At 49.1% G+C, this 20,709-nt stretch carries 15 protein-coding genes; 9 read left to right on the top strand and 6 right to left on the bottom strand.

From position 1 onward, the window contains the following. Window positions 1–152: 152 nt before the first annotated feature. The 3 genes from VI01_RS19735 to VI01_RS19725 all read right to left on the bottom strand — a co-directional run bounded on the left by VI01_RS19735 (window position 153) and on the right by VI01_RS19725 (window position 2,747). Window positions 153–980: a Cof-type HAD-IIB family hydrolase gene (locus tag VI01_RS19735; RefSeq protein ID WP_038648371.1), complete on the bottom strand. Its 828-nt coding sequence runs from the start codon at window positions 978–980 to the stop codon at window positions 153–155. A 108-nt stretch (window positions 981–1,088) separates the two neighbouring features. Continuing rightward, complete coding sequence (locus VI01_RS19730; protein ID WP_045816372.1) at window positions 1,089–1,562, bottom strand: RcnB family protein; 474 nt, start codon at window positions 1,560–1,562, stop codon at window positions 1,089–1,091. A 945-nt stretch (window positions 1,563–2,507) separates the two neighbouring features. After that, a complete protein-coding gene (locus VI01_RS19725; RefSeq protein ID WP_045816371.1) occupies window positions 2,508–2,747 on the bottom strand; it encodes a DUF1272 domain-containing protein in 240 nt (79 codons plus the stop codon). Between the two features lie 182 nt (window positions 2,748–2,929). Between VI01_RS19725 and VI01_RS19720 the strand changes: the two genes are divergently transcribed. After that, entirely contained in the window at window positions 2,930–4,033 is a 1,104-nt protein-coding gene (locus tag VI01_RS19720; protein ID WP_045816370.1) for an AI-2E family transporter, read from the top strand. A gap of 63 nt (window positions 4,034–4,096) precedes the next feature. Next, on the top strand, window positions 4,097–5,098 hold the full coding sequence (locus VI01_RS19715) for an AI-2E family transporter (RefSeq protein ID WP_045816369.1): 1,002 nt from the start codon (window positions 4,097–4,099) through the stop codon (window positions 5,096–5,098). A gap of 1 nt (window position 5,099) precedes the next feature. Here the strand turns inward: VI01_RS19715 and VI01_RS19710 are convergent, their stop codons facing one another. Then, window positions 5,100–7,799: a cation-transporting P-type ATPase gene (locus VI01_RS19710; RefSeq protein ID WP_045816368.1), complete on the bottom strand. Its 2,700-nt coding sequence runs from the start codon at window positions 7,797–7,799 to the stop codon at window positions 5,100–5,102. Between the two features lie 742 nt (window positions 7,800–8,541). Here VI01_RS19710 and VI01_RS19705 point away from each other — a divergent pair. Continuing rightward, window positions 8,542–9,165, top strand: coding sequence for a response regulator (locus VI01_RS19705; RefSeq protein ID WP_045816367.1), 624 nt, complete (start codon window positions 8,542–8,544; stop codon window positions 9,163–9,165). A 7-nt stretch (window positions 9,166–9,172) separates the two neighbouring features. Then, a complete protein-coding gene (locus VI01_RS19700; RefSeq protein ID WP_045816366.1) occupies window positions 9,173–12,781 on the top strand; it encodes a transporter substrate-binding domain-containing protein in 3,609 nt (1,202 codons plus the stop codon). 14 nt (window positions 12,782–12,795) lie between these two features. Here VI01_RS19700 and VI01_RS19695 read toward each other — a convergent pair whose 3' ends face one another. Together VI01_RS19695 and VI01_RS19690 are read right to left on the bottom strand one after the other, a co-directional pair. Then, window positions 12,796–13,422, bottom strand: coding sequence for a response regulator (locus VI01_RS19695; RefSeq protein WP_045816365.1), 627 nt, complete (start codon window positions 13,420–13,422; stop codon window positions 12,796–12,798). Between the two features lie 243 nt (window positions 13,423–13,665). Further along, on the bottom strand, window positions 13,666–14,550 hold the full coding sequence (locus VI01_RS19690; RefSeq protein WP_045816364.1) for an alpha/beta hydrolase: 885 nt from the start codon (window positions 14,548–14,550) through the stop codon (window positions 13,666–13,668). A gap of 101 nt (window positions 14,551–14,651) precedes the next feature. Between VI01_RS19690 and VI01_RS19685 the strand changes: the two genes are divergently transcribed. From VI01_RS19685 to VI01_RS19665, 5 genes are all read left to right on the top strand, one after another. Beyond that, entirely contained in the window at window positions 14,652–15,638 is a 987-nt protein-coding gene (locus VI01_RS19685) for a LysR family transcriptional regulator (RefSeq protein ID WP_052697017.1), read from the top strand. Window positions 15,639–15,881: 243 nt separating this feature from the next. After that, complete coding sequence (locus VI01_RS19680; protein ID WP_045816363.1) at window positions 15,882–16,262, top strand: hypothetical protein; 381 nt, start codon at window positions 15,882–15,884, stop codon at window positions 16,260–16,262. A gap of 6 nt (window positions 16,263–16,268) precedes the next feature. Continuing rightward, window positions 16,269–16,688, top strand: coding sequence for a hypothetical protein (locus tag VI01_RS19675; RefSeq protein WP_045816362.1), 420 nt, complete (start codon window positions 16,269–16,271; stop codon window positions 16,686–16,688). Window positions 16,689–16,740: 52 nt separating this feature from the next. After that, on the top strand, window positions 16,741–18,405 hold the full coding sequence (locus VI01_RS19670; RefSeq protein WP_045816361.1) for an N-6 DNA methylase: 1,665 nt from the start codon (window positions 16,741–16,743) through the stop codon (window positions 18,403–18,405). Window positions 18,406–18,422: 17 nt separating this feature from the next. Continuing rightward, on the top strand, window positions 18,423–20,708 hold the full coding sequence (locus tag VI01_RS19665; protein WP_045816360.1) for a sensor histidine kinase: 2,286 nt from the start codon (window positions 18,423–18,425) through the stop codon (window positions 20,706–20,708). The last annotated feature ends 1 nt before the right edge of the window (window position 20,709 follow it).

The following is a 20,709-nucleotide window of genomic DNA, read 5'->3' as shown; positions in this document are numbered from 1 at the left end:
TCCAACTTTCGGGGTTCACTTCACAAAGCACGCCCGCACACCATCACTCTTCCGCCACTTTACCGCGCCATGTCGCGCTGCTTCATCTCACCGCGCCTGTATATGACCAGCGCATCAACAAAGCAAATAATGAATGACGTGTCAGATGACGCTCAGAGGGTAAACGGCGGTTTGCCTGCCAGCATCTGTTCGATCACCTGCAGCACACCCTCTTCATTATTGCTGGGCGCTTCATAGCGTGCGGCGTCTTTCACTTTTTGAGGGGCATTCGCCATGGCGAAGCTGAAGCCCGATTGCTGCAACATCTCCAGATCGTTACCGCCATCGCCAAACACCAAAATCTCGCTGCGATCGATGCCCCAGCGTTTACCGAGCAGATCGAGCCCATGGCCTTTGTGATTGCCAGGCACAATCAGATCCACTGAGCCGTGGCCGCTGGAGGTCGCTGCGGCCGAACCCTGATGCAGGCGTTCGATATCGGCCATTAACGGTTCAACATAATCATCGGAGAGATTGAGGGCGAACTTGAAGAGTTTGTCATCCGCGACCTCATCGAGGCTGCGAATCGGTTTCAGACGGTGGCAGTAGTGGCGCATCTTCACCAGCCAGCTCTCCTCAAGACCTTCGAAGTAGTAGGCACTTTCACGTCCACAAAGGATATAACGCAGTTCCGGGTAGTGCCCGTTGTGCAGGGTATCGAGTACCGCATCGATATCGTCACGGCTGAACGCGCCGCAGAACAGCTCTTCATCGCGATCGATGATCCATGCACCGTTTTCGGCGACGAAGGCAATTTCGCTGGAGATATCGGGGAAGAAGGATTTGAGTTGGTAATACTGGTTGCCACTGGCGACCACAAATTTGATGCCGCGCCGTTTCATTTCCTGATAACAAGCCTGAAAACGAGCCCGGTTGTACTGCTTTTTATCGTCGAGAAAGGTGCCGTCCTTGTCTACTGCCACCATTTTTACCACGGTCATCATGACTCCTTAGCGCGTTGTAGGGAAAAAAGGGTCGCATAGAGAATAACCTGGTGAAGGCAGAAAGCAGAGAGAAACACGGATGGCCGTAGCCATCCGTGGGAGAGATTAGTTGAACGCGCCGTTCAGCAACAGCGAGGTGATCACGCCAGTGGCGGCAGCAATCAGGACGTAATTGCCGTCAACGTAAGACCAGTACTCACCGCGTGGCGGCTCTGGTAGACGGCGTTCGCGCCAGTCATCTACGCGATAGTGCGGGCCGCGGAATTCTGGCGGCATTGGGTGTCCGCGACGGAAATCGTGGCCGTTCCAGGCGAAGTGATCACCGTCATGGTGTCCATCTGGGCCACGATGGTCGGCATAACGGTCATGATGATCCGGGCCACGGTCCGGGCCATGGTTGTAGCCATGATCGGGGCCGCGATCGCCGCCATGGTCAGGGCCACGTCCATGATCCTGATGCTGGTCGCCGCCGTGCTGCTGCCAGCGCTGGTCGCCCGGGCCATCTGCCCAGGAAACGGAAGAGAACAGTGTGCTGCATGCAATAAATGACGCAATAAGACTTAATGTTGTTTTTTTCATGATGTTGCCTCCAATGATAACGGCAGTTACTGCGCCGTCGAGAGACACTATTCACCAATTAAAAACAAAAGAGGATTTCCAAAACTCTTAAAAACCGCAGACTTACATTAAATTACTACAAATTAGCGATTTCTTAACGGTTGTATCTTTTCTGACATTATCTGGTCTTAAAGTCAGCGGATTCATGCTATAGCGGGGAGGAAAGAAACCCGATCGCGAGGATCGGGTGGAGAAGGCTATTTCCATAAATTGCATAAAGCGGGTAAACCCTAAAATTGAGGGTAAAACTGAAGCACACAACGCCACATCACTAGCATTGCGGATAAACAATACCATTTTAAAATGCAAAATTCTTTTAAAAACCCCTGCTTTTCGGAAAAAACCGTAAAAATAAAACGGCGCAGAAAAATAATCTGCTGTGCGACGGTTCTGAAGTACAAATAAGGTCTGTGCTCTGACCAGAATAGCAGTTTGATAAATTTCGTGCTCGCGCAGTGGAATGAAATGAACCGACTACCCGCGATAACCACACAGCCACCAGGCGATAAAACACTGCCAAATCAATGCTATTTTGTTAAAAATGCTTCAGCAAAGCGTTTCCCCCACCAGACTTCAGCGTTATTCATCAATTCACCAGGCATTAATTAGCGAAAATAGCGACGCATCCCGATTAATTCACAATCGTGATTAATATCGCGCTAAATATAGTTCAGGTTCTATATCGATTATCGGATTTTTATTTCAACTTCGCTGTCAGCGTAAGAATATTACGTTACCGCTACTGTTTATTTCCGCGGGAAGAAATCGTGGAAAGAATAATAGTCAGTGCCAGCCTGAGGGGGATCACGGTTGGTTAAAACGGCTACGCTAAGTCCCCATCTCCCGCACGTTGCTGCGCCAGCACGGCATTAAACACCTGAGCGAGGCGCAACGGTGCCAGTGGATTCAGCGCGTTGGGGTAGCCGATAAATGACGCGTGGTCGAAGCCGGATGGCGTGCCAACGCCGCCGCCGGACGCACCGGACGGCGCACCAGCTCACCCTCACAGTTCGGACAACGGTGGTTCAGCGTCGTTTCCACGCACTCGACACAGAAGGTGCATTCGAACGAGCAGATACGCGCATCCGGTGAGTCCGGCGGTAAGTCTTTATCACAGCATTCACAGTTGGGGCGTAATTCCAGCATCGCTCATCTCCCATCAGATTTTTCATCATCATCACCGTGATTCAATCTTTGCGCCAGCCCGCTGGCAGACATCAGCAGGACAGATCAGGACATCCGATGTCCGCACGCGTGGCCTAAAAGCATTACATTCCGCGTTTCACGTTCTATAGTTCAATCGCCACGTTTACTGACGAGACTATTGAATGCGTATTAAAGGACTTAACTTCGGCTTCTTTATTGTTATTTTGGCGATAGTCACCTACGCCTTTTTTGATGTGCTGACACCTTACTTTTCTGCCATTTTTTGGGCAGCCATTCTGGCGGTGATCTTCCATCCGCTGAAGTCGCTGCTGCGCCGTAAAATGGGCGATCGTAACGGGCTCGCTGCCTTTGCCACTCTGGCGATCATCTGCCTGATCGTGTTCACGCCATTAGCGATTATCACCTCGTCGATGGTAGTTGAAGTCAATACTGTGTACACCAAACTGCAGAACAGTTCGTCACAGTTCCCGACGGTGTTTGCCGAATTAATGCAGCACTTACCGAACTGGGCGCAGAGTTATCTCGCGGAGCACAACCTGAACAATGCCGGCCAGATTCAGCAGAAACTGTCTGAGTTTGCCCTCAAAGGCGGCCAATACATGGCAGGTAGCGTATTCATGATCGGTAAAGGGACATTCACCTTTACGGTTGGCTTCGGCGTGATGCTGTATCTGCTGTTCTTCCTGTTGAAGGATGGCCCATGGCTGGTGAATCTGATACTGGAAGCATTGCCGCTCTCTACCTATGTGAAGCATCACCTGATGGTGAAATTTGCCGCCGTCTCACGCGCTACCGTCAAAGGCACGGTGGTGGTCGCGGTGGTTCAGGGCGTGTTGGGCGGTCTTGCCTTCTGGTTCACCGGCATTGACGGCAGCTTGCTGTGGGGTGCATTGATGGCGTTCCTGTCGCTGATTCCGGCGGTCGGTTCTGCCATCGTTTGGGTGCCAGCCGCCATCTTCTTCTTCGCCACCAGCGCGGTGTGGAAAGGCCTGTTCCTGGTCGGCTTCTTTGTGGTGATTGTGGGTCTGGTGGACAATATTTTGCGTCCGCTGCTGGTCGGAAAAGACACCAAAATGCCTGACTACTTGATCCTGATCTCGACGCTGGGTGGCATGGAAGTCTATGGTATCAATGGCTTTGTTATCGGCCCGTTGATTGCCGCGCTGTTTATCGCCTGCTGGAACCTGCTCTCCGGGCGCGACAACCGCGAAAACGTTGAGGAAATCGACGAAGAAGTGATTGAAGAGGGGAAATCGCGCGAGTAAGGCGTTTCCCTGTCAGGCGGTTGCTGCGCACAGCAGCCGCCGGTTTACCGGAGAACTGCATCGATGTACCAGGGTTGGTTAAAATCTTTCGCGCCGCTGGCGCAGACGCTTATTCTGCTCGCGTGTCTGACCCTCGTGTTATTTGGGCTGCGACTTGGCGCGCCACTGATCAACCAGGTACTGCTGGCGATATTTCTTGCTGTGATGCTGGATCCGCTGATTAGCCGTCTGGCACGACGCGGCATCCCGCGTACGCTCTCTTCTCTGCTGGTGATTGCCATCCTGCTGCTGCTGATCGTCATCACCATCATGTCACTGAGCGCCTCCGCTCCGGATCTGATCAAACTGAGCCGACAAGCACCCAATCTGGTGGCAGCCAAACTGCAATACCTGACGCTTTCCCTGAGCCAGATGGGCATTGTGCTTACCGCCGATGAGATGCTGAATTTTGTCGATGCCGGTGCCGTGGTGCGCTTTGTCACGACGCAACTGTCGTTAATCCCCGGCCTGCTTTCGTGGTGGCTGATGGTGTTCCTGATGCTGCTGTTTATGCTGATTGAACTGCCGCTGCTGAAACGCACGCTGCGCGCCAGCAAACAGCACTCCGCACTGTTTATCGCGCTGGAAGAAGGGATTCAGAGTGTGATTGTCTATGCGCGAGTGAAAACGTTGACCGGCCTGCTGGGCGGCGTGATTGTCTGGGGCGTTGCGCATCTGCTGGGATTGAAGTTCGCCTTTTTATGGGGCGTGCTGATGTTTATCTTCAACTACATTCCGGTGCTCGGGTCCTTCCTGGCGGCGATTCCGCCAGTGATCCAGACCTTTATCCTGTTCGATACCCAAACCAGCCTGATGATGGTGGGATTCTTTGTGGTGCTGAACCTGCTACTCAGTTCGGTGCTGGAGCCGCTGATGCTCGGCAAGCGCCTCAATCTCACCCTGACCGTGCAACTGCTCGCCTTCCTGTTCTGGCAAGCGCTGCTCGGTATCACCGGCGCGATACTGGCGATCCCCCTCACCTTCCTGCTGAAAAAAGTCTGGCTGGCACTGCGCCAGCCAGAGTGAGCTAACGGGCGACGCGCCAGCCGCGCGTTAGCTGCTTCTCGATTTCCACCAGCACGAAAATCCCGGCGCTGGCCGCCAGCGAGATAAACCAATATTTAATTGGCAACGGCTCGGTGCCAAACAGCGTGTTCATCAGCGGCAGATAGATAATCATCGCCTGCAACGCCACCAGCACCAGCGTCACCAGCCAGATACCGCGGTTTTTAAGCAAACCGGCATCCAGCGAGAAGCCATCGCTGTTACGGCAGTTGAGCATATACACCCACTGGGCAGTGACCAGCATCTGCAACAGCACGGTACGAATGAACTCCGGCGAATAACCGCGCGGTTGCAGCCAGGCTTCCAGCACAAAGGCGCTAATCGAGATCAGCAGGCCGACGAAAACCACTCGCCAGATGGCGTATCCGTCCATCACATGGCTGCGCACATTACGCGGCGGCCGACGCATGATATTGCGCTCGGCGGCTTCAAACGCCAGCCCAAATGAGAGCGTTGCCGAAGTCGCCATATTCATCCAGAGAATCTGCACCGGTGTCAGCGGCAATAGATTGCCCATCAGAATCGCGATGATGATCAACAGCCCCTGCGCGAGGTTGGTCGGCATCACAAACAGGATAGTTTTCTTCAGGTTATCGTAAACACGACGCCCCTCTTTCACCGCCGCCGCGATAGTCGCGAAGTTATCATCCGCCAGAATCATGTCCGCCGACTCTTTGGTCACTTCAGTGCCTTTGATGCCCATGGCGATGCCGACATTGGCCTGTTTCAGCGCAGGCGCATCATTCACGCCATCACCGGTCATGCCGACGATCTCCCCGCTCTCCGCAAGCGCTTTCACCAGACGTAGCTTATGTTCCGGGCTGGTACGCGCGAAAATATCGTACTCGCGCGCCGCTTTACTCAGTTCTGCATCGTCCATGTGCTCAAGCTGATAACCGGTGATGGCGCTGTCACTGTTGCCTATCCCCAACATTTGCCCGATGGCCATCGCCGTTTCCGGGTGATCGCCGGTGATCATTTTGACGCGAATCCCCGCCTGCTGGCAGTCACGTATGGCGGTAATCGCTTCGGGACGTGGCGGATCCATCATGCACGCCAGACCCAGCATCATCATGCCCTCACGCAGATCGGCATGATCGATCTGCTGCTGCCCTTCCGGCAGCCAGCGCCAGGCCGCGGCCACGGTGCGCAGCCCTTCGCTGGCATAAGTGGTGATCGCGGCGTTCCAGTAGTCGCGATCCAGCGCTTCGGCACCCTGCGCGCCCTGCTGCTGCTGACACAGCGCGAGCAACACATCCGGTGCGCCGGTCAGCAATAGGCACGCTTTGCCATCAATCAGGCAACTCACGGCCATATATTTGTAGGCCGAATCGAACGGCAGCTTGCTCAGCACCTGCACACTTGCCGAATTGATGCCCGCTTTCGCCGCCAGCACCTTGAGCGCGCCCTCGGTGGGGCCACCGACAATCCCCCAATGGCCCTGTTTATCCTGCCTCAACTGGCTCTCGTTGCAGATATCTACCGTCTGTAAAAAGCCGTTGAGCAGCGCCTCATCGCGCTGTCCACTCTCCAGCTGAAACTCCCCTTTCGGCTCGTAGCTGTTGCCACTGATACGCCAGTGGCTATTCGCCAGCACCAGCGCTTTCACCGTCATTTCGTTCATGGTCAGCGTGCCGGTCTTATCCGAGCAGATCACTGACATGGCACCGAGGGTTTCTACCGTCGGCAGCTTACGAATGATGGCGTGATTGCGCGCCATTGACTGCACGCCAAGTGAGAGAATGATCGAGATGATCGCCGGTAAACCCTCTGGCACCGCCGCAACCGCCAGGCTGATCACCGCCAGCAGCAGTTCCGCCAGCGGGATATCGCGCAGCAGAAAACCGAACACGAACAGCGCGGCCATCATCAGCAGAATGATGTAGAAAATCGCTTTGCCGAGTTTTTCAATCTGCACCAGCAGTGGGGTTTTTGCCTCTTCGATGGAGGAGATCATCGCGTTGATGTGCCCCAACTCGGTATCACCGCCAGTGGCGATCACCACACCTGCGGCAGTGCCAGAACTCACCGTGGTACCGGAATAAGCCAGATTCAGCCGATCGCCCAGCGACTTTTCGCCCTCCAGCGCGTCGCTCAATTTGGACACCACCGTGGATTCCCCGGTGAGAATGGCTTCTTCTACTCGCAAATTGTGCACGTCGAACATACGCAGATCGGCAGGGATCTTGTCGCCAGGCCGCAGCAGCACCACGTCACCGACCACCAGTTCTTCGGTCGGCACAGTGATCTGCCGTCCATCCCGCAATACCATTGCTTCGTTCGAGAGCATGTTCTGAATGCTTTTCAATGACTTCTCGGCGTTACTTTCCTGGATAAATCCAATCAGTGCGTTGATGACAGCAACGCCGAGAATGACAAAGGTATCCACCCAATGGCCCATCACCGCGGTGATCAGCGCTGCCGCCAGCAGGATGTAGATCAGCACATCTTTAAAGTGCGCCAGAAAACGCATCAGTATCGATTTCCCGGCTTTCTGTGGCAGCACATTGCGGCCATGGGTCGCAAGACGCGACTGCGCCTCCTCGCTCTGCAATCTGCTGGGCGAACTGTTTAGGCGAGCAAAGGCCCTGGCACTCTCGAGCTGATATAAGGGCCGATCAGATGAATCTGATGGCTCTGGACGGAAAGGAACAACGGTCATATTTCACCCCGTGCGGTTGGCAATAAACTGAAAAAAGGAGAATAAAAACAAAAACCCAGTTTAATATTGTTAATTTGTACCGAGATGACCGGGGTCATGTTTTAGTTGAAAAGACCGTTAATTAATATCGCTAATCACCATTCAATATCGAATTAATCACAATCTGGGAAGCAGAGGTGATGACGCTTTATTTCCCGATTAAAAACCACAGTGAAAACCACCAGTTAAATCAATTAAAACAGCAAGTTAACTTCATAAATCCCTTTATTTATGCAAGATTGCTTACTGTGATGACTATCAGTGCAGTGACATTTCATGACGTTACTCTTAGGGCCACATAAGTAACTTTACCTTCAGGTGAAAATTAAACCCAATCTAAACAAAGTCACACTTCGCCTTTACGTCGAAACACCTTTATTCCTCGTTTCGCCCCGTTAAGATCACTACCTGCTCAACTTAACCTTTATCTACAGCGATAATGTTCTTGCTACTTACATAGCGAAATCATCAGCTCAACGCCCAATGACTTCACTTACTTTAAACGACTCACCTCATAAAATAGAAAACTGAGCAAAAACCATAGTAAATATATAAATAACACGTCAGGTCATGATATTTATTGCATCAGGAAAACCTTACAAAATAATTATTTGCGCCATTTAAACTTTACTCTTAAAATCCGCTAACCAATAAAACCAATCCTTATTAATATTCCATTCACCGCAATAAACAGGACAGCTATATGAAGGAAGTTCTCATCGTTGATGACCATCCCGTCGTTCGGATGGCATTAAGACTGCTGCTTGAAACGGACAACATGAATGTGGTGGGCGAAACGGATGACGGGTTTGAAGCATTAGCCTTAACCAAAAAACTGTCACCGGATTTGATCATCGTGGATATCGATATGCCCTCTTACAACGGCATCGATCTGGTGCAAAGACTGCGCCACAACGGCTTTAGCGGCGGCATTCTGGTGCTGACTGGCAAAGACGTTGACCACTACATCAAGCGCAGCGCCACCGCTGGTGCCGATGGCTTTATTAGCAAACGCAATAACATGACCGAATTGCACGACGCCATTCGCGCGATTAATGCCGGATATGGCTTCTTTCCTTTAAATCGCCGACGTCAGGGTTTACCGGATGATATTCAGGAAGACAAAAATAAAATTGCTAATCTCTCCAGTAAAGAATTGCAGGTGCTGGTGTATTTATCCAAAGGCATGAAAGTGGTGGAAATGGCACAACGGATGAAGATCAGCGATAAAACCGTCAGCACTTATAAACGCCGGTTAATGGAAAAGCTCGATATTCAAAATATGGTCGGCCTTTACGAGTTTGCCAAACGAAATAATATCGCCTGACCTCATCATGGTTAAATTACTCTGCCTGATGGGTTTGATATTCTGCCTGCTGAGTCAGCCAATCAGGGCTGAAGATCCGCGCACCATGCAGTTGGTCAGTCGTGAACAAAATGTCCTGCTGACCTTTGATCTGCCCGACAACGACTGGCGCTGGCTGGGCGAAAAACGCGAAGTCAGCGTCGCCCTCTACGCGCCAGAAAATCCGCCTTTCGATATGGTCATCGATGCCAACACGCTGGAAGGGATCTCCGCTGACTACACGGCTCTGGTCCTGCATTACCTCGGTTTGCACATCAACACGCACTATTACAGCAGCCGCAGTGCTGCGCTCGATGCCTTGCAGCAAGGCAAGGTGGATATACTGGTGGACAGTGCCGGCAGCCCGGAACCCTCTGCCGCAGAGCTGTTGTTGAGTACTCCGTTTGCCTCGGATTACCCTGCGATGGTGTCACGCGATAACATCATGTCTGAAATGAGTGATGACAACTCCCCGATGCAGATCGCCATGCCGCGCGGCTACCTGAGCGATGCCTGGATTGAGGCGCGCTATCCGGAAGCGAAAATCACCCGCTATCCTTCTGCGCTCAGCGCTTTGGCGTCATTAGCCTTTGGCGAAAACGACTACTTTATTGGCAATCTCAACACCGCCAACTACCTGATTGAGCGCAACTACGCCTCAACGCTTTCCGTGATTCGCATTTTTGAGCCCACCGATGCCGGACCGCGCTTTGTCTTGCCCATCCGCAATGCGCCACTGTATCGGGGCGTCAATGCAGTGCTGAATGCCATTCCCTTGCAGCAGCACAAAGCCATCTTCCATCAATGGGTGCAAAGCATGCCTCCGATGATGGCGGCACCGCCTCTGCAACTCACTGACCGTGAGCGGCGCTGGCTGGCTCAGCACCAGACGCTGCGCGTGGTGATGAACCCGCTCGATGCGCCTTTCACGCTGAAAGATCGGCACAACAAATTTAACGGTATGACCGCAGACTTACTGCGCTTGATTCATCTGCGCACCGGCATTGACTTCACTATGGTGGAGGCCTCCTCTGTCAACGCGATGTTCGACCAGCTGAGCCGCCATGACGTTGAGCTGGTTGGCTCGCTGTCCCACAGCCCGCAGCGTGAAGCACGCGCCCTTTTTTCTCATCCTTATGTGCTGCCGCCGTATGTGCTGGTGAGCAAAAACACGCTGGGCGCCCCCAAAACACTGAATGACACCGACACGCTGGCGATCACACCCCAGCACGAACTTACCAGTTGGCTGACGGAAAATTTTCCCCACATCAAATTGATCACCGTTGAGAACGCCAGTATTGCATTGCAGATGGTGAATGAAGGTCGGGTAGATAGCGCGGTGAATAACCTGATTGCCGCGCGCTATATGATTGATCGCTACTTCAGTAATCGACTGCAGATTGTCTCGCGCCTCGGGGAAAATCCCGCGCGGATCGCCTTTGCCGTAGGGCGTGATAACCCGGAGTTGCTGAGTATTCTGAACAAGGTACTGGCAACCATCCCGCCGCGCGACATCTCGCTACTGGCGATGAAATGGCAAGGCACACCCGATGTCAAACTCGATACCTGGATGGCCTATCGTCACGAATTCTACTGGCTGGCCGGGATCTTCGCGGTGCTGGTGATCACCTCACTGTTCTGGAACTACCATCTGCATCGCGCGGTGCGTCAGCGTAAAGAGGCACAGGCGCGGCTGCAGGAGCAAGCCACCTTCCAGAAAACCCTGTTCAATGGTACGCCGGTGCCGATCTACGTCATCAATCACAAAGGGGAAATGACCAACAAGAATCCGGCCTGGAGCCAGTTCTTCAACGATCGACATTCTAATATCAGCCAGCTGCCGCTCAGCGACAGCGCGCACCCGTTGCACGCCCTGTGCCAGGCGCAAATGTCCTCACTGGCCGAGCAAACCTCACTGGAGATGGCGCCGCAGCGCGGTCAGATCGATAACGGCCACGAACTGCGTGATGTCATCCACCGCGCGGAGGCGTTTCGCGATAATCACGGCAACATCGCCGGTATGATTTGCAGCTGGCAGGACGTGACGGAACATGAACAGCTCACCCGCGATCTGCTGCAGGCCAGCGAACGTGCCGAGCAGGCCAACCGCACCAAAAGTACCTTCCTCGCCACCATGAGCCACGAAATCCGCACACCGATCAGCGCGATTATTGGCTTGCTGGAGCTGGCGGTCGCCAACCGCCTGCAACAGCCGTGCGATAAAGAATCGGTGCGCGTCGCCTATGAATCCGCGCAATCGCTGATGGGGCTGATTGGCGATATCCTCGACATGGCAAAAATCGAATCGGGCAAGCTGGAACTGTCACCGGAATGGGTACGCTTCGATACGCTGGCCGAACCGGTAGTGCGCGTGTTCGAAGGGCTGGCGCGTCAGAAAGGATTGCTGCTGCACTATCAGGTTGACGTACTGCATCCGGACGAACTGCTGCTGGACCCGATGCGTCTGCGGCAAATCCTCTCCAATCTGATCAGCAATGCCATCAAATTCACCGAGCGCGGCACGGTGGAAGTCCAGGTGCGCAGCAAACCGGGCGAAGGCGATCGCGCCACGCTGGAACTCACGGTGCAGGATACCGGCATCGGCATCAGTGAAGAGGATCAGCAGCTGATATTCAATCCTTACGAACAGTCCGCATCGGGCAAAAAACAGCGCGGCACCGGCCTCGGATTGGCGATTTGCGAGCAGATGGTGGCGATGATGGCGGGGAGCCTGTCGCTGCACAGCCAGCCGGGGCGCGGCACCCGCATCTGCGTGCGCATCCCGGTGGATTGCCGTGAGGCGGTCAATGCGCCGGTTGAACCGATACGCCAACAGGATGCCTGCGGCCTGCCGTTAACCATCCTCACGGTGGATGATCATCCTGCCAACCGCCTGCTGCTGAAACGCCAACTTACTCGCCTTGGGCACAAAGTGATCGAAGCCGAGGATGGCGAACAGGCGCTGTGGCTGTGGCAGGAAAACCAGATTGATTTGGTGATCACCGATTGCAGCATGCCGGTGATGGATGGCTTCACTCTGACGCGCGAACTGCGTAAGAAGCAGCGTGAACCACTCACCATCATGGGACTGACCGCCAACGCCCAGCCAGAAGAGCGTTCCCGCTGCCTTGAAGCGGGCATGGATGACTGCCTGTTCAAACCGTTGCGCCTGCCGCAGCTGGAAGCATTGCTGCAAAAAGTGCCGCGCCCGGCGGTTGTGCCCTATCCCGGCCATGTCGCGCTGAATCACCTGCTCGATCTCAACGCCCTGCGCGAACTGGCTCATCAGGACAACGAAATGTTGCAGCGCCTGCTCAACGCCACTCGCGATGAAAACCTGCAGGATATGCAGGTGGCCTGCGCCTGTTTCGACAATCGCGACTGGCCCGCGCTGGAACGCAGCCTGCATCGCCTGGCGGGATCGGTGCAGATCATTGGCGCACTCTCGATTGCCGATCAGTGCCGCGAATTAGAGCAAGCCTGTGGCGCCCCAGCCGATGAACGTCATCTCGGCCAGATGCTCGATGAAACGCTGGGCTGCGTGCATGTGTTGAATCAGGCTATCGAAACCTTTCTGACAGAAGAGTTCAGCGCGTAAACTGCCGCTGCGCCTTAATCCAGATTATGCCGCTGGGCAAAATCGAGCACATCCACCAGATTCTTTAACTCCAGCTTCAACATCAGACGGCTTTTATAGGTGCTGACGGTCTTATCGCTGATGTTCATACCTCGCGCGATATCCACCACTTTCTCCCCGCGCGCCAGCTGACGTAACACATCCAGCTCTTTGGGCGACAACTCGTCAATCTTGCGCTGGTCACTGTTTTCATCCTCAAGATGCAAGCCCTGACGCGCACCATTCATCGGGAAAAAGGCATATCCTTTGCTGATGGCGCGAATCGCATCTCTCAGCTCGGTTAACTCTTTGCACTTACTGATAAATCCGTTGGCACCCGCCGTGGCACAGCGACGGATATAGTGCTCGCTGTCCTTGCCGGATAGCACCAGAATGCCTCTCTTGTGCCCGCTCTGGCGCACGCGCTTAATGACATCGATACCGTTGAGCACCGGGATGTCGATATCAATAATCACTAAATCCGGCTGCAGTTTTTTCACCCACTGGATGGCCTGAATGCCATCGCCCACTTCCCCTACGACTACCCGATTGTCTTGTTCAATGACTAGCTTGAGCGCTAATCGCGTGATTGGATGATTATCAACAATCAGTACCTTTTCCATTTTTCACCCCGTCCCGCGCATTGACCGATAAAGTAGAGCGACTGGGTGAGTTGACGTGCGCCGTCAGGCATCAGCGCCAAGTTGACTCGCCATTGCCTCACCAGCCCCCCTCTCCGGAAACGATCCCTTAACGGTTATATCGGTGGATGTGGCGGTTGCTAAAATAAATGTGATGGGGGGATGAGAGGAGGAGATTTGTGCCCGGCCTGGGTTGCGGAAATCTCTGGCCGGGCTCGCGAAGTGTTACTGATGCTGGCGAATAAAACTGGCGGCGATATCCAGTGCGTGACGTGCGGCATCCAGGCGGATGTCCCGCTGAAACACATGGTGCATGCCCTGATAGATATCCAACTGCACTTCACCGCCCTGCTCAGCTAATTGCGCCGCTAAGCGCGTGGCGTCATCCAGCAGCAGTTCTTCAGTGCCGACCTGAATCGCCAGTGGTGGCAAGATGCTGTACTGGGCAAACAGCGGTGAGGCGCGTTGATCTTCCGCCGATATGTCCTGCAAATAAGCCGCAGCGGCATCGCGCAGGATAGATGGCTGGAAAATCGGATCACGCGTATTGGGATCGTTAAACGAAGCGCCGCTGAAGGTCAGATCGGTCCACGGCGAAAACAGCACCGCAGCACGGATTTTCTTAACCAGCTGCGGATGTTGCAGCGCCACCAGTGATAGCGCAGCCCCGGCTGAATCGCCCACCAGCGCGATATGTTCAATGCCGCTGTCGATGAGACTCTTTAGTAGCTCAATCACCCGATCCGGCGCGGCCGGGAATGGATGTTCTGGTGCCAGCGGATAGTCGAGCACAAAAGTAGAATAACCCGTGCGCACCGCCAGCTGGCTGGCGAACCCGCGATAAGCCTGCGCGCTGCCGAGCATATACGCCCCTCCATGGATAAACACGATAACCTGTTCGGTACGTGTCTCCTGCGGATGCAACCACCAGCCAGAATCTGAGGCTTGCTCACTGCGCACACCTGCTGCCAATGGTGTTTCCGCGGTCATCTCGTCATAATACGCGCGCATTGAGCCAGTAAAGTTCGCGCGATGCGTTTGCTGTTCGGCCAGTGATTGCTGCACTTGCAACTGATCGTGACCGGTTAAGGGATGCTGTGTCTTGTTCATGAGTTGCTCCGGTAAAAGGGTGTGGAGCCACCTTATGCCATTCCAATTTTCGCAACTAGCTGGCTTAATGGAATACCAACTATTCCCAGCAGGACTACTGAATGGATCGACTTGATGCTATCCGGTTGTTTCTGCGCGTGGTCGAATGCGGCAGTTTCTCCGCCGCCGCCAAAGAAGCCGGTATCGGGCAATCTGCGGTCAGCAAACAGATCGCCGCGCTGGAGAAGCAGTTCAATCACCCGCTACTGAAACGCTCCTCACGCGGCATTGCCTTAACCGACTCAGGCCGAACCTTTTATGACGGTGCGCTGCGCCTGCGCGATGAATTCGAGCAGCTTGAATTAAACGTCAAATATGGCGCAGATGAACCGGCAGGCACACTGTGTATCTCAGTGGCACCGGTGTTCGGCCGCTTCTACATCGTGCCGCGCCTGCCCGCGCTGCTGGCGCGCTACCCGTCGCTTAATGTGGAACTGCGCGTCTCCGAGCGGCATGTGGATTTGATTGAAGAGAATATCGATGTCGCCATCCGTCATGGCGAACTGCAGGATTCAGCGTTAACACAGCGCAAGCTGGCCGACAGCCCGCTGATCACAGTGGCGAGCCCGGATTATCTGGCGAAGTATGGCGTGCCCGCTTCCCCTGCTGAACTGAGCGAGCATCAGTGCATTGCATTTAATGCCGGGCGCGGCATGCATCCGTGGCGGTTTGTGGACCGACACGGTAAGGCGATTACGCTGATGCCTCAAGGACGGTTTCAAAGCAATGATGGTGAGCAGCAACGCGCCGCTGCGCTGGCAGGATTGGGCATTACGCAGTTTCCGGCCTGGCTGGCGGGGCCGGATTTGGCTTCAGGGGCATTGGTGCCGGTGCTGAGGGAGTTTGCAGTGGGATCGATGCCGGTAAGTGCGGTGTTCGCAACGAAGCAGACGGCGAACAGTAAGGTAAGGGTTTTTGTGGAGTATTTGCTGGGGACGTTGAGGGAGGATTTGCCGTTGATTGGAGATCACTACAAGTTGAATTTTCAAAGTAAAAAGCTACATTCAGCCCCCTCGATAGATCACTTTTTAACCATGGTAGGTAGTTAGAAAAACGCAAAAAATTATTTTCTTTTAAGTATGATGATAACTTAACTTTTAGGGATACAAATCCACTATCAAACGGTATGATTTAGTATTTTCAAGAAATTACATTACTAAATTGGTCCCCCAATGCTCCTTGGTTGCGGAGAAGGGCGGTAGCGTATGCAATGATTTTCACTAAATTTTTTAAAATATATCATTGCTTGCAAATTTAGTTAGTTTCTCAAATATGAAAATGGATAAAGCCCAATGGACATTATTACTTCGGTGTTACTTTTTGCTTTTGGGAAGAGCGAATCGATTCAAGGTGATTTTTCACTTGTAACCTTTTCACTTTCGGCATCAATTTATGGATTACTAATTGTTACCCTGGATTTCCTAACGTCTAAAACTACAAAAAATACAAGTTTCCTTAAGCTTTCCTATAATTGGCCTGGGGGAGTGTTAGTGATACTGATGTGGGGAGCAGGGGCCGGCATTGGTGCGCTTATAGGTGCCGGGATAGGTATTTTTGAAATAAAGAAAATATCTTGTATTTTTGTTGGTGCAATATGGCCTACAGTAATCCCAAGGTTATTAACATCATCCAACAATGAGCTTTCCAAAGAAAAAATAAAAGTTACGGAGTAAAACAAAATGAACCTGGAATTTTTACTAGGTAGAAAATCTTTCAGCCATGAAAAAGACATCATTAAATCGATTAGTCAATTCGAGAAATTCCAGCCCAATGAATTGTTGGGAAAAGTGAATAGCCTTTTGATTTTCAAAAGTGAAACACAACAGTGCTGGCTTATATTCACTTCATTGAGAATGTATTTTGTAATTGATGATATTGATAAGGGATTAATCAAAGTTTTATGGGCCCGAGAAAGAGAGAAAGCAATATCCAACGGAATGATCAATGTCCATCTAAAAGAGGAAAGCTTATCAAAAGAAACAGGAAAACTATATTTTGGCAAAATGAATAACAGTATACTTTTTACTAAATCATTATTTAAGAACAGCTCCATATCAGGTAAAGTTGCATCGCTATTGAAAGAACATTTCTTGGATTAAACACTAGTAATTAATTAAGTAAAAAATTAATATATGAAAAAAACTATCACCCATGAATAATCACTCAAAGTCTCAAAAGAAAGCACTTGGTGCTTATTACACTCCAAACAACCTAAGCAAAGTGCTTTGCGATTGGGCTATAAGAATGCCTAATGACCATATTTTAGAGCCAAGTTTTGGTGGTTGTGGATTCTTAGAGGCTAGCGTTGAGAGACTTACTGATTTGGGTAGTATCCATCCAAAGTCCCAGCTTTATGGTGTAGACATTGATGCAACTGCTTTTAATTTTTTAAAAGAAAACTTCGCAGATCTTAGTAATTTTAAAAGGCATTTTCTTTATAAAGATTTCATCCAAACTAAAAGTCATGATTTTAAGCATGTTGGATTTGATGTTGTTTTAGGCAATCCGCCATATGTTTCAATGCACAATATGTCAAAAACCCAAAAGGAAAGTTGTTTTAAATTGTTAAAGGAATCTGAATTTGCCGATGATACCCTAGGTAGAAATGCAAGTTTATGGTCATTTTTCCTTCTGCATAGCCTATCATTCATCAAATCTGGTGGGAGATCGGTTTGGGTTTTACCCAGCAGTCTTTTACATGCCGATTATGCAAATGCAATATTGAAAATATACTGCAGACATTTTTCAACAGTAAAAATTGTCAAACTAGGAGAAAGATTTTTTCAAGGTGATGATGCCGATGAAATTTCAGTCATTTTATTTGCGGATAACTTTTCTCAAGAAAAGAAAGAATCAGCAATTATTGGCTACTCCTCGGTATATGGTTCTAAAGAATTAGAGTTATTATGTAAAGACATTAAATTAAACTCAATCAAACAAGTAAGTTACAAATCAACAATCATTTCTGAAAAAACCATTAATGAATTCAATTTAATAAAATCATCTTCAATGTGTGTTCCCTTAGGGGAATTATCTAAAATAGTTATTGGCATGGTTACTGGTGATAACAAAACATTTATAATAGATAAAAAAACGGCTGAAAAAAACAGTTTAAAAAATGAGGATTTGAGACCTGTAATAGGTAGATTTTCAAGTTTGAGTGGATTGATTCATACAAAAACTAGGCATTTAAAAATTCAAGAAGAAAACCACAAATCATATTTGGTATGTCCGACCAGCATTCTAGAAAAACACTCTACGATTAGAAATTATTTATCTAAAGTAAGCAAGAAAAACAGAATTAATAATAGAACCTTTTCAAAAAGGCCTAATTGGTATTACCCAGATGATAATCGTTATCCTGATGCATTTCTGACTTATATGATTCATAAAACACCTCGATTGGTAATCAATTTATCAAAAATCACTTGTACTAATTCAATCCATCGGGTTTTTTTCAGAAAAGACATAAGCTCAATTGAGCAAAAGGCAATTGCGATGTCGATGCTCTCATCATTTTCTCAACTATCGGCTGAAATGGAAGGTAGAGCATATGGGTCTGGAGTTTTAAAACTTGAACCAAGTGCAGCGAAGAAAATACAGGTTTTACTTACTCCAAAACTTATACTTGCGCTTAACGAACATTACAAATCAATTGATAATTTATTGATAAACGGCTCAGTAGTTGATGCTCAATCAATTGTTGATAAAGTAATAGTTGATTCATTAGAAATTGACTCTAGGATCATGAAATTATTTTCAACTGCAGTTGAAAAATTACGCCAAGAACGATATTTAGGATTAAATAGAACATAAATAAAAGGAAATAGTCTATGATTTTTGAAGAAGATCTCAGTTTTTCAATTGACGGCAGGCTTTTATCAGAGCTTGGTGAAAAGTTAGTTACAAAAAACTATCTTGCACTTTCAGAGCTTATTAAAAACAGTTATGATGCGGACTCTTCATTTGTAGAAATTAAATTAGAAAACATAAAAGATATATCAAGCGCCAGTAAAATAATTATAAGAGATGAAGGTGAGGGTATGTCATGGGAGGACTTTAAAAACAATTGGATGAGAATATCAACTTCCAATAAGGAACGAAATCCCATTACTGAAAAATATGGAAGAAGTAAAACAGGAAGTAAGGGTATTGGGCGATTTGCTTGTCAAAAGCTTTCTGACACAATCAATCTTGAAACAACAAAGCTAATATCACCTAGCACTTATGAAATAACATCTATAACAGTCAAATGGGTTGAATTTAAAACCGAAAGTGAGCTTATTAAAGTTTCTTTCAAAGCAACTCATTACACAGTTAGTGATCAATCACTACAAACTGGCACTGTAATTACATTATTAGATTTAAAGGAAAAATGGAGCCAAGTTTCTTATAAAGGACTGCTAAAAGAGCTAGCCTCATTATCTTTAACAACACCAGTAAAACGTGATGGTTTTATCGAAGACTCCGGATTTGAAATAAGAGTTTTATCAAATGAATTTGGCTCTGAAGATAATCTGGACCTTAATGATGAAATTCTTAATGGTTCGTGGGGAAGACTTAACGCGGAGGTAACCCAAACTGGTGAAATTGAACTTATACTTGATGCAAAAACATTGGGTGTAAAAAAGTATACGTTAGCGAAACTCTATCCTGACTTATCAAAAATTGCATTTGACATATCATACTTTCCAGACAGGAGCAGTTATTTAAGAAGGCCTGACATAATTCCTTTGAAAGTGATACGGCCAATTAGGGAAGTCCATTCAGGCATCAAAATTTACAGTGAAGGATTCAGAGTATACCCCTATGGGCAAGCAGGCGATGATTGGTTAAACCTTGATCAGGATGTGGGACGACGTAAAGCTAAGATTGATAATGATGAATTAAGTTTCATAGCTGAAAGTTACGGCCTTGACCCAAAAAGAACTATGCTTGATTTATTTCCAAACAAAATGCTAATTGGTAGTGTTAAGCTTGATGCCAATAATAGTACAAAATTTCTCACTAAACTAAATAGAGAAGGATTTATTGAAAACAAAGCTTTTGAGGAACTTAGAGAAGTATTAAGATCTGCAATTGAATGGATGACCATTCAATATTCATCGTTTAAGCTTCTTTATGCTGACGAAGAAGCAGAAAAAGTTAGAAGTGATTTCGATAAGGCCCTATCTGATACTCAGCCTATAGATAAATTGATTAACCGAGAAGCAAGAGTTTCTGAAGCATTTAAAATTATTCGCAATGCAGTTAACTATGAACGCCATTCGAATAGCCCAATCGAGCAAACTCAAGATCAAACTTTAGAAAAGGCAACAAAACTATTATCGACTGAATTCAGTGTAAATGAAAAAGAGTTGAATTTATTACGTTCAATCGCTTCAGCAGGCCCATTATTTTTTGTGTTTGCACATGAGTTTAGAGGATTAGTTTCAAAGCTTGACACAAATGCTGGTAGTATTGAGCAATGGATAGAAAACAACCAAGAAAGTGCAATTGATATTACATGGTTGAAAGATATTGCCACTTCAATGAGGCAAACGAGAGAGGATTTTGTATCTCTTGAAAAACTAATTGGGATTTTCTCATCTACCCATAAACTTGAGCAAAAACAAATTAGAGTGTTGGATGCTGTGAATTCTGTTTGTGATGGCTTTTCTTTCATTACAAAAGCTTATGGAATAAAAATAACAACAAACATTGATAGCCAGTTTACTAAAACCGCATCGATGCCTGAAGCTTCCTTCTACTCAATATTAGTTAATTTACTCTCAAACGCAATCAAAGCAGTTTTGGCAAGTAAAAACAGTGGTCATCGCACAATTGAGATAACAGCATCTCGAAAATCTAACTTATTAATTTTAATTTCAGACAATGGTGTCGGTTTAGATAAGTCTTTATGGGAAGATGTTTTCAAACCTTTAGTAACTGACCCTACTGGTGAAATTTACAGAAGACTTGAAGCCACTACTAACGTTGACGATTTAGCTGTATTAGGTAAAGGCACGGGTTTGGGATTAAATATTGTTAAAAGCATGGTTTCCCAAAGCAAGGGTAAAATAAGCTTTATTGAGCCAGAAGATAACTGGGCTACAACAGTACAAGTACAATTACCATAGG

This window comes from Pantoea sp. SM3 (assembly GCF_000963995.1).
GTDB classification, from domain to species: Bacteria; Pseudomonadota; Gammaproteobacteria; order Enterobacterales; family Enterobacteriaceae; genus Pantoea; species Pantoea rwandensis_B.
Note: the sequence above shows the minus strand (reverse complement) of the source record. Positions and strands in the feature narration are given on the sequence as shown.

Excerpts from the sequence above, each read along its gene's own strand:
- VI01_RS19705 (WP_045816367.1), top strand. The coding sequence starts at position 8,542 with ATGAAGGAAGTTCTCATCGTTGATGACCATCCCGTCGTTCGGATGGCA.
- VI01_RS19665 (WP_045816360.1), top strand. The coding sequence starts at position 18,423 with ATGATTTTTGAAGAAGATCTCAGTTTTTCAATTGACGGCAGGCTTTTA.
- VI01_RS19715 (WP_045816369.1), top strand. The coding sequence starts at position 4,097 with ATGTACCAGGGTTGGTTAAAATCTTTCGCGCCGCTGGCGCAGACGCTT.
- VI01_RS19680 (WP_045816363.1), top strand. The coding sequence starts at position 15,882 with ATGGACATTATTACTTCGGTGTTACTTTTTGCTTTTGGGAAGAGCGAA.
- VI01_RS19670 (WP_045816361.1), top strand. The coding sequence starts at position 16,741 with ATGAATAATCACTCAAAGTCTCAAAAGAAAGCACTTGGTGCTTATTAC.
- VI01_RS19695 (WP_045816365.1), bottom strand. The coding sequence starts at position 13,422 with ATGGAAAAGGTACTGATTGTTGATAATCATCCAATCACGCGATTAGCG.
- VI01_RS19675 (WP_045816362.1), top strand. The coding sequence starts at position 16,269 with ATGAACCTGGAATTTTTACTAGGTAGAAAATCTTTCAGCCATGAAAAA.
- VI01_RS19725 (WP_045816371.1), bottom strand. The coding sequence starts at position 2,747 with ATGCTGGAATTACGCCCCAACTGTGAATGCTGTGATAAAGACTTACCG.
- VI01_RS19735 (WP_038648371.1), bottom strand. The coding sequence starts at position 980 with ATGACCGTGGTAAAAATGGTGGCAGTAGACAAGGACGGCACCTTTCTC.
- VI01_RS19710 (WP_045816368.1), bottom strand. The coding sequence starts at position 7,799 with ATGACCGTTGTTCCTTTCCGTCCAGAGCCATCAGATTCATCTGATCGG.
- VI01_RS19700 (WP_045816366.1), top strand. The coding sequence starts at position 9,173 with ATGGTTAAATTACTCTGCCTGATGGGTTTGATATTCTGCCTGCTGAGT.
- VI01_RS19690 (WP_045816364.1), bottom strand. The coding sequence starts at position 14,550 with ATGAACAAGACACAGCATCCCTTAACCGGTCACGATCAGTTGCAAGTG.
- VI01_RS19720 (WP_045816370.1), top strand. The coding sequence starts at position 2,930 with ATGCGTATTAAAGGACTTAACTTCGGCTTCTTTATTGTTATTTTGGCG.
- VI01_RS19730 (WP_045816372.1), bottom strand. The coding sequence starts at position 1,562 with ATGAAAAAAACAACATTAAGTCTTATTGCGTCATTTATTGCATGCAGC.
- VI01_RS19685 (WP_052697017.1), top strand. The coding sequence starts at position 14,652 with ATGGATCGACTTGATGCTATCCGGTTGTTTCTGCGCGTGGTCGAATGC.